We start from the raw sequence: 14,888 nt of genomic DNA, 5'->3' as shown, positions 1-14,888 counted from the left end.
TTTTGGTGCCCCCCTTGGTTAGCCCTGAGCCACAAGCATAGCCTGCTCCCACTGTTTATCCAAACGCTTATCTGAGACCGGTACCTGGGTTTTCAGGGTCTGTGCAAAAAGCGAAATACGCAGCTCCTCGATCCACCAGCGGTACTCCAGAAGCTCGCTATTCTGCGCAAGGCGATAATCCCCCTCCTTGGCTAAATAATCCACCAGCCGCTGCCAATGGGGCCCCACCTCGGCCAATTGCAGTTTGTCTTTTTGCGGGTTGAGTGCCGCCTTTTCCAACCGCTGCTGGATCCCCCGCATATATTTGGGGTATTGGTGCAGCCACAGTGCCGGGGTTTTATATACCAAACCGGGATAAAACAACTGGGTTAATTGGTGATTGATATCGCTGATGGTGAATGCCAGCATCAGCATATTTTTTTGCTGTTTAAGCTGCTTTTTAATTTCTACCAATAACTTCAAACTGGCGATTAATTGGCTGGCGAGTTCTTGTGCTTGCAGGATGAGTTTATCCTTGACGAGATTTACCGCCACCTCAAACGCCGCGTGACTACGGGGCAATTGTTGTTGATCGGCGAGCGCTAATTGTTTAATTGCCGCCATGATTAAATCATCCGCTACCTGATCGCGATTACCAATGCCCGCTAGCGTGAGCGCAACCTCTTGCCCTTTTAATAATTCTTTCTGCAAGTATTTAACAGTTTGGTTCAGCGCTAAAAAAATCAACCGCGTTATGCCGCGCTGGGTTAAATCCAGTGCTTGCAAAGGGTTATCCAGTACCTGCAGCGCCACCGAAGTTTGTTTATCAACTAATGCAGGATAAGCGCGAATACTAATGCCACCGCGCGGCAGCTGAATAGCTTGCGGAAGTTCGGCGAAATCCCACGCAATAATTCCATCGCGTTCGATATCGGTGGCGGCCGATTGAATATTTTGTTGCACTCGCTCGCGGTATTTATCGCGCAGCGGTGTCAAGTCACGCCCACTGGCAATAATTTTTCCCTTGTCGTCCACCACGTGGATATTAAAGCGGTAGTAATCGTCCACACTGGTTTCTAACCAAGCTTCTTTGGGTATATCAACACCGGTTAGCCGTTTTAACTGCTGTGTGAGCGCTTCGCTGAGTGGTTTGTTATCAGGCGCAAGTGTGGCGAGAATTTTATCCACCACATCGGGTACCGGTACAAAATGTTTACGCAGGTTTTTGGGCAGGGATTTAATCAAACCAATACATTTTTCACGCAGCATACCCGGCACTAACCATTCCAAGCGCTGCTCTGGCACTTGATGCAAAACACTCATCGGCACATGGATGCTTACACCATCAAACGCATGATTAGGTTCAAAGTGATAGCTCAATGGAAATACCATGCCGCGCCATTCCAATTCATTGGGAAATTGGGCTTGGGTGATATCGCCCGCGCCGTGGCGCATGAGTATTTCGCGGGTGAGAAATAATAGCTTGGGTTTTTCCTGCTCCGCTTTTTTGCGCCATGCCTCAAACCCAGCAAGGTTAACTACATGAACAGGAATTCGCTCATTGTAAAAATCAAAAATCACCTGCTCATCTACCACAATATCGCGACGACGCGCTTTGGATTCCAGCTCTTCCAATTCGGCCAGTAATTGTAATTGATGCGCAAAAAAATCGGTTTCAGGATTTTTATTGCGCAGGCTTTTGCGTTTGGGGTGTTGATCGTATTGCCCTTCCACCAGCGCGGCACGAATAAACACCTCGCGGCATTGCGCAGGGTCTATATGGCTATAGCTGACGGACTTTTTCTCCACAATGGTTAAACCATAGAGCGTGATTTTTTCAAACACCATCACCTGCCCGCTACGGCTGTCGTAGTGCGGTTCAAAATGCTGGCGTTTGATTAAATGCTCAGCCGCCGCCGTGATCCACTCCGGTTCTATTTTGGCAACCGTGTGCGCAAACAACTTGGAGGTTTCAATCAGTTCCGCCGCCATAATCCATTTAGGTGTTTTTTTCACTAAGGATGAACCGGGAAAAATCGAAAACTTGCGATTGCGCGCACCTAAATATTCGCGCTCTTCGTGATTAAAACCAAGGTTGCCAAGCAAACCCGTTAACAACGCTTTATGGATAGACTCGTAATTTGCAGGCTCGCTATTCACACGAATTCCCAAATCCTTCACCGCCACGCACAATTGGTGATGCACATCGCGCCATTCACGCAAGCGTAAGTAAGAGAGGAATTCTTTTTTACACAGTTTGCGCAACTGGTTTTGTGAGAGTTCCTGCCGCTGGGTTTCAAAATAGTCCCACAAGCCAACAAACCCAAGGAAATCCGAATGTTCAACCCAAAACCGGCGATGCATTTGATCAGCCGCTTGCTGTTTTTCTGACGGGCGCTCGCGAGGATCTTGCACGGAAAGCGCACTGGCGATAATCAATAACTCACGCACACAGGACTGCTCCTGTGCAGATAACAGCATGCGCGCCAAACGTGGATCAAGCGGCAATTTGCTCAGCTGTTGCCCCACGGGTGTTAATTGATTTTTGGTGTTTACCGCATGCAATTCTTCCAGCAGTTTAAAACCATCGCTAATCAAACGATGATCTGGCGCATCAATAAAGGGAAACTTATGAATATCGCCCATACGCAATTGCAGCATTTGCAAAATAACAGCAGCGAGGTTGGTGCGCAGAATTTCTGCATCGGTAAACGCCGGGCGCGAATTAAAATCCTCTTCGCTGTACAGGCGAATACAAATACCTTCTGCGACACGACCACAGCGGCCTTTGCGTTGATTGGCGCTCGCTTGCGAGACGGGTTCAATCGGTAATCGCTGTACTTTAGTGCGATACGAATAGCGGCTGATGCGTGCAAAACCTGGGTCAATTACGTAGCGAATTCCCGGCACAGTGATCGAGGTTTCCGCCACGTTAGTCGCCAACACAATTCGGCGCCCAGTATGCGGCGCAAATACTTTTTGCTGCTCGGCCAAACTTAAACGCGCATAAAAGGGAATCACTTCCATGTGCGCAAATTGTGCTTTGCGCAACGCTTCCGCCGCTTCGCGAATTTCACGTTCACCGCTCAAAAATATCAGTATGTCGCCACCACGAGCGCCTGATCCGGTTTTTTCATGCAATTCAATTTCGTGCACCGCGTCCACAATCGCGGCGTATTGATCCGGTTCGTTTTCACTCTCATCGCTACCCTCAAATTCATAGAGTGGGCGATACCAAACTTCAACCGGATAAGTGCGGCCAGAAACTTCAATGATGGGGGCATTGTTGAAATGTTGCGAGAAGCGTTCGAGATCGATAGTCGCCGAGGTGATAATTAATTTTAAATCGGGGCGTTTCGGTAGCAGTTGTTTTAAATAGCCGAGCAGAAAATCGATATTCAAACTGCGCTCATGGGCTTCGTCGATAATGAGCGTGTCGTATTTATTGAGAAAGGGATCATGCTGAATTTCGGCCAACAAAATCCCGTCCGTCATAACTTTGATCAGGGTATTTTCGTTGGACTGATCGCTGAAGCGAACCTGATAGCCCACCTTCTCACCGAGGGTGGTTTTTAGTTCTTCCGCAATGCGATTTGCAACTGTATTCGCTGCAATGCGACGCGGCTGGGTGTGACCAATCAAACCTTTTACACCGCGACCAATTGTCAAACAAATTTTGGGGATTTGGGTGGTTTTGCCCGAACCGGTTTCACCAGCGAGCACTACCACCTGATTGTTGGCAATAATCTGCGCGATTTCCTCGCGTTTTTCACAAACCGGTAAATTGGGGAACTCAATTTGTTCAGGCACCAGTGTTTTGCGGCGCTGCACAGTGGCTTGCGAGCGGGCTAATTGAGCCTGCCATTTCTCCAGCGATTCGGCGTAGGGTTTTTCCGCGCGGGCGAGTTTTTCAATTTCATTGAGGCGACGAACCAGTTTGTACTGGTCCGGCCCCATGACATCAACAATAGATTGTTTATAACTTGACCAAATATTCGACATATCAACTCAGCGCGCTGCACTTCCTGCTAGCTGACGCGACGTGGATTCAGCGCGTCAGTAAATAAGCAGTGGATAATACAGCGCTGCTGGTTAACGATTCAAACGATTGATCAGCCAGGCGCGCAATTGGCGGGATTTGAGATCATCCACCGGGGCCAACAACCCCTGTACAGCAGGTGGAATATTTTCGCGCGGGCGGTCGTTATCGCCAAAAATATAAAAATCGAACAGTGCTTTCCACGCCGCTTTTTCGCGCTCGGGCAAATCGCGAATGCTCAAAATAGCGTGTTTTAACACGTTGACGGCAGGGCCAACAAAGTCCGGCGCGGTTCGCCACCAGTAATTCACCAGCACATTCAGCGAGCTCTGCCCTTCTATATGGTGCCACCACATACTGGGAAGGTAGAGCGCATCACCCGGTTCAAGTTCCGCCACCTGCCCGGCCGCCATGGCGTCGCGAAAGCGCGGAAACTTCTCAAAGTCGGGGTTTACAAAATCTACCAGGCTAATTTGCTGCCCGGCGGGATTAAAATCCAACGGGCCCGGGTAAAGATTCTCCACTTGCTCCGGCGGAAAAACAGTAAACCGACGCTTGCCCACCACATTACAGGCCAGATTATCGGGTGCATCAAAATGGCAGGAAATACGCGATTTATTGCCAATCCAGATACTCACGAGTGGATTATCTTCCTGCGGGATCTTTAAATCGTTTTGCGCACGAAAACCCGGTAAACAGACATCCACCGTAGTTGACCCCACATAAAATGTCGGCGGCAAAGCGTCATCTTTGTGGGCAAGAATATTGTCAAGCACAGTATCCAGCCGCACGCGGTCAGCCACATAATTCAGCGCCGTCATATCCTGATTGTAAAAATAATGGCCTTGAATTTCCGGCGGACCAAAAAATGCGCCTACAGTTTTACCGCTGTAAAACGGGCGCAGATAGGCGTCAGCCGCCTCGTGGGACTTCAAACCAGCTTGCACCAGAGGCCAGTCGCGCGCAATGCCCTTGAGAACAAGGGGCTGGTTACCGCTGAGCAACTCTGCAGGTATATTGTTTGGGTCTATACCCTGAACTTCTTTTACTGTCGTTGGGATGTCGAGCATGGTCAATTCTTCTTGTTAGTTACAACTGGCGAATAGGTTTGATAAGCCGTTTTATCAACCGCGGTTATTGTAATAGCACAGCGAATTTGACCACTAATAGTCGCCAAACACAATTGATATGGATCATGGGCGCCCCTCGACATTAAGGGATGGCCACTATTTGCAGTAGATGAAACTGGTCAGGGTCAAACGCCCGGTAAGGGGATTAGCCGTGAAATTGAAATTAGGCGCTATGGAGGCGGAATGTAAAACATCGCCAGAATAGATAATCAGGCGATTAAAATTCGCCTCGTAGTAGGCAATCTCCTCGTAGTAGTCATTAGTCCCGCAGATGTATCGCTTTTGCCAAGCGGGGTCTTGCTCTTCCTTCGCCAAAAAATCGCTGTAGAGCGGCATTCGCGTTTCATCCAAGCGCTCAAAACCGGTGGCTTTGTGGCGATATAACGAGGTTCCACCCTTGTCCGGAGTACACAAGTAATGCACAGCAGCGAGTTTAGTGGACTTGATACTATCCACATGCGGGCGCGCTTGCGGTACGCTCAGGTGCTCCGGTGGCGTCATCACCATGGAATAAATAGATTGGGAATATTCGATTTGTTCCGGCGAGAGGTTAAAGCAATCACTAATAATATCGCGCAAATGTGTGGCAAGCGCGGCAGCGTAAAATTCCGGCACCTTTGACTGAATACCGGGATAAAAATCAACACCGGGGCGAAATTGGCCGTATTTCACCGCAAAACCCACCAAGGCTTCTGCTTGGTGTAAAAAATTATCCACAACCAATACCGGGCGCTTTTCATTGCCAACATGATCAAAGCGATAACGGAAATTAGCGTGCAACGGCGGTAAAAAATTATCGGTCGTCATAGTATTCCGTATTGTTTCGCCTCATTATTCACACACATCACCCCACGCAGCAGCTTTACAGTAATACTGCAAATAATCATGGTGCCCTGGCATTTTTTGAACGCTGTGTTTTACCTGACTTCTGATATCACTTAAAAACGTTTTCAGCTCAGCGTCTGTCATCTCATTTGCCACCGCATGATAACGCTCCGGCACCAACCCCTGACCCACCATTACTTGCAACCAGGATGACTCCGCAAAAAGTTTATAGGGTGATTCAACAAATAATTTCCCGGTTTCCCTAAACAAACGTATGCGATGCTCAAGCGATTCCGGGATAGGCATATTTTTACAGTAACGCCAGAATCCACTGTCTTCGCGCTCGGTTAAATGGTAATGCATTATCACAAAATCCCTGATCGTTAATATTTCTGTTTTCATCTGGTTATTATATTCATCCATATCACACGCACGAATACCATCATGCGGAAACATTTGAATGAGACGGGTAATACCACGCTGGATAAGATGAATGCTTGTGGACTCCAGCGGCTCGATAAAACCACTCGCCAACCCCAAGGCCACACAATTTTTATTCCAGTGTTTGAGGCGTTGGCCCGTTTTAAATTTTATGACTCGCGGCTCTGATATCAATTGTCCATCAATTTTTTCCAGCAACAGAGTTCTGGCGTCTTCATCACTCATATATTGACTGCAATAAACCAAACCATTGCCAACGCGATGCTGCAACGGAATTTGCCACTGCCAGCCGGCGTGATGCGCAATCGCACGTGTATAGGGAACCGGTTCGCGCACTGATTCGGTTTGCACAGCTATCGCGCTATCGCAGGGCAACCAATGCGACCAATCTTCATAACCCGTATGCAATACCTCTTCAATCAATAAACCACGAAAGCCAGAACAGTCGATAAAAAAATCACCTTCAACGACAGTACCGGATGCGAGGCGAATATTCTTAATGTACCCGGAATCGTCCAAAACCACGTTTTCTACTTTGCCTTCAATGCGGAGAGCGCCCGCATTTTCAGCGATACGACGCAAAAATTTAGCGTAAAAACCGGCATCAATATGGTAGGCATAGGTCAACGGTGGGTTCGACATATGGGCAAATTTATTGTGCAATGCAGCTGCATATTCCAGGGAATAATCACCCAATGGATCATCCACGCCAATATCCAATCCTCTGAGCCAGAAATGCTGAAAGCTCGCAGCCCACGTATCTTTACCGGTATGACCAAAGGAGTGAATATAGCGGTCGTTTATGTTTTTCCAATTTTCAAATGAGATGCCTAACTTGATCGTACCTTTAACGAAGGTCAACAATTCCTGTTCATTTATACCCAGATAACGATTCAATAAAATCAGCGGAGGTACCGTAGCTTCTCCCACGCCGACGGTGGAGATCTCATCGGATTCAACCAATATAACCTCGACACTTTTCCCGAGCAGCTTGGCAAAGGATGCAGCAGCCATCCAGCCCGCTGTACCACCACCGACAATAACTACTTTTTTTACTTTTGTTAGATAATTCATCGCGTGTACCACAGTGCATCGATTATTGATTCTGAAGCCGGGTTTCAAGACGTGCGATTAACTTCACCACGTTGGAATGGGAAGCCAATAGCATATAGATAAACTCCAGATAACCTTTACTGTGTAACTCAGCCACAACACTCCCGTTCAATGCGTTCAACTTTTCTTCATTAATTGTATACAGGCCAGTCAAATTATTACGCTCACCGTTTTTTAAAGTGATATCAAGAGTCACCACTTCAAGCAAATCGTAATTCAATAATTCAGTGATAAAAAGTTCACTCAAATCTGTGCCATATTGAATGTATTCCAACACAGCAACCATTTTTTCCAAAAAAAGTGAGTAGCCACCGTGTGGTAAAAAAACCCGCTCACCCTGGGTTTCACTGACCCGCGGGCTATCCATATCTACATACACCATCCGGTTTGGCTGGTTAGCATCTTGATCTGGCCTGGGAGGCTGTATTCCAATCAGAAATGGCCGTCTTTTTACCGATGCCGGAATATATTGTGCATCCCATCCACTATCAGACAAAAAAAGATTTTCATTTTGGCGCAAGCCAAGCAATGCCACGGTGAGAAACTTTCCAGTCTCGGGATTTTTCCGGAAGAAAATGGGATATTCATTTTGAATGGCGCGAAACTCCTGCGGAAAAGTGACTGCGGACATTTCGTTGTCGCCATAGTGTGGAGCATAGTCTCGAATAACACAGAGATTTTTATGGGCGATATTATTAAGCAATACAAAATTAGGCATACGTAATCCCCGTCATTATTTTTTCCAGTGACTCGATAAATCCAGTAAAAAAAGCCGCTGTTACCAGCGGCTTTTTTGGTTGCTTTACAGCAGCTAATAATTAGAAGCTGTAACGAGCACCCAGGTTGTAACGAGCACCGGTTTCAATATAGTTAAACGTCATATTCTCATGACGGCCATATTGACGCGTGGTTTCGTTGGTAATGTTTAGACCTTCAAGTGACAAAGTCAGGTTGTCAGTAAGCTCGTAACTCACGCTCGCATCCACCTGACCATAGGCTTCAGTGTAGCGTGGGTTTCCACCGCCACCGGCGAGGAAATCATCACGCCAGTTGTATGCAATACGTACCTGCAGGCCATCCTTATCGTAGAAGCCAATCAGGTTGGCTGAATCGCTCAAACCATAAATCGCAAACTGACTAGCCTTGGATACATTGTTGTATTCGGTATCGGAATCCACTTTGGTAACGTTAGCCTGGAAACCATAACCCGACTCACCAAAACTATGTTGCACAGCGATCTCAATACCATCAATGGCTACATCTTCATTGTTGATTGGGCGAGTCACTTCAAAAGGCAGAATTGGATCTTCGGGCAATGCAAATACATGGTTATTTGCCGCATCCACGCTACCGGGATAGTTAGCAACAATATATTCGTTAATTGCCGTCAGGTTATTACCCACCGCTGCAACCGCCGCGTTCCAGCGTGGCCCACCGACTGGAGTATGGAAGCCGCTGTCTGTGATAGTGACAGGCGCACTGCTACCAATGAAATCCACAACGTCTTTCTTGAAGAATCCAAGAGATACATAGCTGGAATCAGCGTAGTACCATTCAGCAGACAGATCGAAATTGGTTGACTCCATTGGGTTCAGGTCAGGATCGCCAGCGGAGGCAGAACCCATGCTGACGCGCGGCGCTGTGCCCCACACAAATCCACCCTTGAGATCATTGTAGTTTGGACGAGAAATCGTTTTGCTAAATGATGCGCGCGCTTTGATGTCATCGGTCAGTGCTATATCAAAATCCAAATTAGGCAAGGTTTTTGAGTAGCTACCGGTGGTGACACCGTACTCACTACCATTGGCTATCAGGGAGTACTCGTTACCACTGTTCCAGCGAATGTAGGGAGTATAGGCAGACACGTAAGCGGTTGATTCGACGTCCGTAGTCTCATGGCGAACACCTACCGCCAAATTAGCAGGCATACCGGCAATCTCAGGTTTGAAACCAAACTGTAAGTAGGCAAAATCTGACGTTTCTACCGTGGTTTGATCGTCCAACCCGTCATTCGCTAAGGCAGGGTCCCGAGTGGTGCAATAGGCTCTGATGCAGTGACCGGTATCTGAACCATAAAGGTCTGCGCCGACGGCCAACAGCTCGTCCCATTTACCGCGGACAAAACTGTTTTGGAAGTTAGCGCCATTCGTGGCATCGTGATCAAAATAGTTAGATAGCTTATCTACAATCCAGTAGGAGCGAGGAATATCGCCAACACCGTTTTCACCCTGTACACCACTCCAACTACCCTGGTTTTGCGCTTGGTAGCCAAGGAAGAAATATTTGTTGGTGATTTCGTTAGTACCTACACCGGCTTTGATGTTATCGATAAAGCTATCATCAAAGTTATAGGTTCCTTTTAATTGATATTCATCAACCGAGGAATCCTGCTCTTGAATGCGGAAGATGTTGTTGGTCAATTGCATCAGAGAGATATCCGGCGCCACGTTAGTGCGGCCATCCTCATGGCCAATTCTATTCATGACCGGGAACTTGCCAGAGAAATCCATAGACACTCGGTAGTTATCGATAGAACCAAAGTTAAATTGGTTGTTACCACCCCACTTGCCGTTTGGACCTGACAACGAAGTTGAGTTGTGTGCGTCAAACTCCAGTTCCAGATTATCAGTTGCATCCCACTTAACATTTAAACCGGATGACTTGAGGTTGGATTTTGTTTTGTTGAACTTAACAATACTATTGATTTCATGACGACCCGAGTTTTCCGTGTAAGACAGCGGATACGCAGGGTTGGTATCACTCCACTCAATGTCCAAATCGTTATCGCGGGTAAACCAAAAGCCGGTACCAAAATTGTTAACTTCGTTTTGCTGGGTTACATAGAGGTAATCCGCCGTCACGGTTAGCTGCTCTATCGGTTGGTATTGCAGGGTCAACTGGCTATTCAAGCGCTTACGGTTTACTTCATTGACCGAATACATCACCTCAGAAGGAATGGCGTAGGTTCTGCCATCTCCCGGCTGATGTTCGGCAGGAATTCCAGCCCAGTCGCCACCGTCTGTGGCATGCACAAACCAGTCACTGACGCTGGCATTGCGATCGCCGCTGTTACGCTCTTGATAACTACCTGTCAGCGCGACACCGATGGTGTCGTCCGCAAAGGTATTACTGAACAAGCCGGAGACTTCCGGAGTCAGGTCATCCTTCATCACCGAAGAATCGTCATATACCGCTTTGCCACCGAGCACGGCTTTCAAACCAGGGCTGCTGAGCGGACGCGGGGTGACAATGTTGATCAATGCACCCATACCGCCAGATTGCACATCAGCACGGCCGCTTTTATACACCTGAACCCCGGAAACACCTTCAGAGGCCAGGTTCGCGAAGTCAAAAGAACGGCTGGTACCGAATGATGATGCAGGCATTTGACGGCTGTTTAAGGTCACCAAATTGTAATCGCCTGACAAACCACGCACGGTTACCTTGCTACCTTCACCGTTTACACGGTCGATCGACACACCGGGGATACGTTGCAGGGATTCGGCAAGGTTGGTATCAGGCATTTTGCCGATATCTTCCGCCGAAATGGCATCGACCACACCCACTGCTTCGCGTTTTACATCCATAGAGGCCTGCAGCGACGCTTTAATACCGGTAACAATGACCTCTTCCAAAGCATTGTCTTGCGCCATTGCCACTGAACTGAAACCAGCCGCCATCACCGATGCCACTGCCGTAGCCATGATCTTTCTTTTAAAGTTGATTGGGTTTTGCATGAGCATAATCCTCGAACCGTTATTGTTATCGTAACTTGCCTCTCGTTGGGGCCTGTGCAAAAGCACAGAACCTTGTGCCAGTTACTCACTAGTCTTATTTTTTTCCTACGCTAGCCACCCATGAAGTGGCATTCACGCGAGCCTATAGTTGCGCGTTGGAAAGGTTCGGGCGTCCGAGTTAGTTAATTAGGGTTAAGGTGGGAAGTTCGAGTTGAGTGTTTTTAAGCGAACACTGAAAATAATCCCTTATTATCAAATAGTTAATAAACAACTTTAACGTTAGATTAGCAGTATTTTTTGCTAAAAATTGGCACCCTATTCCACAAAAAATACTTTCTGAAGGCCAGTTTTAAGGTGCGCGCAGTGAATTTGGGGCAATAAAAAACCCGGCAAGCCGGGTTTTAGGAGCGCAAAAATGGAGAATGATCACTCCAGTAAGCTGCGTAGCATCCAGGCGGTTTTTTCGTGTAACTGAATGCGCTGGGTTAGCAAGTCTGCGGTCGCTTCATCGCTCGCAGCTTCCACTGAGGGGTAAAGTGAACGCGCGGTGCGCACCACTGCCTCCTGTCCTTCAACCAATAAACGAATCATGTCTTTGGCCGCGGGGATGCCCTCCTCCTCTTTGATGCTACTCAACTCTGCATACTGCTTGTAAGTGCCGGGAGCCGGGAAACCCAGGGAACGAATACGTTCAGCAATCAGGTCAACAGCCAAGGCCAGCTCGTTGTATTGGGTTTCAAACATTAAGTGCAAGGTTTGAAACATTGGCCCGGTGACGTTCCAGTGAAAGTTGTGGGTTTTCAAGTAGAGCGTGTAGGTGTCGGCTAATACTCTGGACAGACCGTGGGCGATGTCTTCACGGTGCTCTTGGGAAATTCCGATATCTATATTCATAGTGACTCCTTTAAATCGCTGTTTGAATCGTTTTTCTAAAAAATCGCTCAAATGAGCATGGGGGTGTTTATAAGATAAATCTCCATGATTCGCATCACCAGTTGCTTTTGCCTATGGCTGGTATTGCCAAATGGCGATGCATATCAGGTTTGACCATGATTTGAGGCTAAATATCCCATTAATAACCAATCACGGCCACGTGCACGGTATTGCTGGTATTTTTGTTGGATATCTGTAGGGCAGTGATTGGGTTCTAATTCATACCCCAAACGGTCATAAAACCCCTTCAAATGCGGCAATGCAAAACAGTAACAACCTTTTGGGTAAATAAGCGGTAAGGAGTATTGCAGCAGCGCACTCGCCAACCCCTGCCCACGCCGCTCTTTGGCAACCAGCAAATTGCGCAGCCAAAAATGACCCGAGCTTTGGGGGACATAACGTGCCGCTGCAATGATTTCAGTGGGGCCGCCCGTCCCCCCAACCCCGTAAATAACATACACGGATTCACTAGCAGCCGTTTTTACCTTGTAACCCTGAGCGCGGTAAAAACGATCGACCACTGCGTAACGCTCAGGTTGCTCTGCGCAAAAAACCATTTCGGAGTGTGGCGAGGGTGTTTGTAATAATTCGGACACGGGTATCAAGTTTTATCTTTGTTACTATCGTCTTCCATATTATCCAATGGAAACAGGTTGTCGGCCATCAGGTCATCGGGCATGGATAAATCCATTCCCCCGCCACTATCCATCGCCATGTCACCCGCACTATTACCGCCGGAATCCATTGCTGCCGGGGTGTCTTTTGCAGTGGCTTTTTTAAGGCTATCGGGTGACATATTCAAGGTCTTTTCCATCTCTTCCAGCTCTGCTTTGTGGCTCTTGCCGGCGATAACCCTGTAGGCGACAAACCCCATTACCAGCACCAACAAATTGGCTGCAACAATCGCAATATATACCCAGGTATTGGATGAGTCTGCGGCGGCGGGTGTATCAGTGGTTACCGGCGCTGCCTCGCTGCTAGCAGAGGATGATTCTGTACTCGCCTCACTGGCAGGCACTTGACCAGCCAGGACGGCGGCCTCATCCGGGTAGGCAAAATCATCCAGCGCAATTGTCTCGCTCAATGGGCTGCCATCGATCTGGGTACCCGTTACCTGCATGGCGATTGTGTAACGCGCAGTTTCCGCTGGCGCGAAGGAAAACTCCCATTGGGATTGTTCAATCGCATTCAGTTCACGCTCCAGATTATTACCTTTGGAGTTTTTAATCGTTGCAATTACCTTGGTGCTTGCCACATCGACAATCTCAAGATCTGCAATCAACTTATAGACATAGGTTTTTTTATCGCCCTGCTCATCAATACGCTTTTCAACGCGGAACGCAGAATCACTCACATTGACCCGATGGATAAACTCACGCTTGAAGGTTTTACCATCAATCAGAATCTTAATATCGTGGGCACCTTGGGTAGTGAAACCCTCCAGCTGATCAGAGAAGACACCATTGGCAGCAGCCGGTTTGTTCAAGGTATGGGTTTTGGTTTCCTTGCTTGCTGCGGGAGTCACGAACGCCTCACCGGTCAACAAACTCAAAAAATCGGTATTAGTGAGCGTTTCATTATTGGCAATAAACGAATAGGCGATATCAATAGTTTCATTGAGTTTGATATTGCTTTTAAGCGGCTGCACCACCAACTGTAAATTACTCACCACAGTCACGCGGCTCCCCGGTGCCATGTCAGTTTTTACTTTCCACTGGCCAGCCACAGGTTGCTGCACAGTGATAAGGTCATATTTGTCGGTGCGATACCAATTAACATTGTTAGCAGGGTCAGTCGCGGAATACTCTTTACCGTCAGGCGCAATAATCACCGTAGCGGGAACTTCGGCGCGCCGAAAAATCAGCGCGGTAAACTCTTGAATGCTGTTATCGACTAAAAAACCATTTTCATCCAACGGAACCCGTTCGGCAGGCACGGCCTGATCAAAAATACGCAGGAAGGTCGCCATCAACTCATCGGCGGTATCGGCCACCTCAAAAATGCCGTCGGTGGCGATGGACAGTTTCTTCATCAGCTCTTGATCAGCATCAGCAGAAAGCGCAATGGTATGGATACGGTAATCAGAGGCTTTTAAGCGCGGCAATAATTCGGTGAGGATGCGTTTGCGCTCGTTGAGATTAACCACCGCCTCTTTGCTGATATCGACAACACCGTCGGTAAGCAAAATAACGTTGCGCTGGTAAGCGCTGGATTCCGTTGCGTGATCTGCTGCCGCTGCCTCCAAGGCACCACCGATATTGGTAAACATCGCCACCGAGTTAATTGAGTTCGCTTTTTTTGCTCCCTCTTCGCGCCATTGGGAGTCAACTACACGGTGCGGCACCAACATATTGACCGACTGTCCAAAGGTCCAAAGCCCTGCTTTACTTTGATCCGGTAACAAACGCACGATCAAATCCACGGCGGGTTTACGTAAATTGTTGGGGTCAGTCTTTTTCATACTGCCCGATATATCAATCACCACCCGCACATCGGCCGGTTTAGGGGCAGTAATTTCACTGGCGTCACACACTGCAGAGAACAGTGTGCAACCGAGCAATAAATAATAAAGAACCTGTCGCATGGGTATTTCCACCAAAACAAAAAGCTGAGAGCGCCGATATTGAGAATGCCAAGATAAAGTGCCGTTTACTGGCCATATTGCCATTAGTTATAGCAGCTCCACCCCAA

General features: G+C 47.9%; 9 protein-coding genes. All 9 read right to left on the bottom strand.

Going from position 1 to position 14,888, the window contains the following annotated elements; all coding sequences use genetic code 11:
• Positions 1-18 precede the first annotated feature (18 nt).
• The 9 genes from hrpA to NNX04_RS02640 all read right to left on the bottom strand — a co-directional run bounded on the left by hrpA (position 19) and on the right by NNX04_RS02640 (position 14,781).
• Positions 19-3,981, bottom strand: coding sequence for an ATP-dependent RNA helicase HrpA (hrpA, locus tag NNX04_RS02680; protein ID WP_261947407.1), 3,963 nt, complete (start codon positions 3,979-3,981; stop codon positions 19-21).
• Positions 3,982-4,071: 90 nt separating this feature from the next.
• Complete coding sequence (locus NNX04_RS02675; protein ID WP_151057958.1) at positions 4,072-5,088, bottom strand: cupin-like domain-containing protein; 1,017 nt, start codon at positions 5,086-5,088, stop codon at positions 4,072-4,074.
• Between the two features lie 156 nt (positions 5,089-5,244).
• The gene (locus NNX04_RS02670; protein ID WP_261947406.1) at positions 5,245-5,955 is read right to left on the bottom strand and encodes a DUF6445 family protein; all 711 of its coding nucleotides are present in this window, start codon (positions 5,953-5,955) and stop codon (positions 5,245-5,247) included.
• 24 nt (positions 5,956-5,979) lie between these two features.
• On the bottom strand, positions 5,980-7,488 hold the full coding sequence (locus NNX04_RS02665) for a tryptophan halogenase family protein (RefSeq protein WP_261947405.1): 1,509 nt from the start codon (positions 7,486-7,488) through the stop codon (positions 5,980-5,982).
• 22 nt (positions 7,489-7,510) lie between these two features.
• On the bottom strand, positions 7,511-8,245 hold the full coding sequence (locus NNX04_RS02660) for a SapC family protein (protein WP_261947404.1): 735 nt from the start codon (positions 8,243-8,245) through the stop codon (positions 7,511-7,513).
• A gap of 100 nt (positions 8,246-8,345) precedes the next feature.
• The gene (locus NNX04_RS02655; RefSeq protein WP_261947403.1) at positions 8,346-11,264 is read right to left on the bottom strand and encodes a TonB-dependent receptor; all 2,919 of its coding nucleotides are present in this window, start codon (positions 11,262-11,264) and stop codon (positions 8,346-8,348) included.
• A gap of 426 nt (positions 11,265-11,690) precedes the next feature.
• Positions 11,691-12,158 (bottom strand): Dps family protein, encoded by a 468-nt coding sequence (locus NNX04_RS02650; protein WP_151057968.1) that lies wholly within the window; start codon positions 12,156-12,158, stop codon positions 11,691-11,693.
• Positions 12,159-12,301: 143 nt separating this feature from the next.
• Complete coding sequence (locus NNX04_RS02645) at positions 12,302-12,793, bottom strand: GNAT family N-acetyltransferase (RefSeq protein WP_261947402.1); 492 nt, start codon at positions 12,791-12,793, stop codon at positions 12,302-12,304.
• A gap of 5 nt (positions 12,794-12,798) precedes the next feature.
• Positions 12,799-14,781 carry a VWA domain-containing protein gene (locus NNX04_RS02640; protein ID WP_261947401.1) on the bottom strand — a complete coding sequence of 661 codons (1,983 nt, stop codon included), beginning with the start codon at positions 14,779-14,781 and terminating at the stop codon, positions 12,799-12,801.
• Positions 14,782-14,888: the final 107 nt, after the last annotated feature.

Origin of the sequence: Cellvibrio sp. QJXJ, from assembly GCF_024452345.1 — a bacterium.
In the GTDB taxonomy this organism is placed as follows: domain Bacteria; phylum Pseudomonadota; class Gammaproteobacteria; order Pseudomonadales; family Cellvibrionaceae; genus Cellvibrio.
This window is presented reverse-complemented; position numbering and strand designations above follow the sequence as displayed.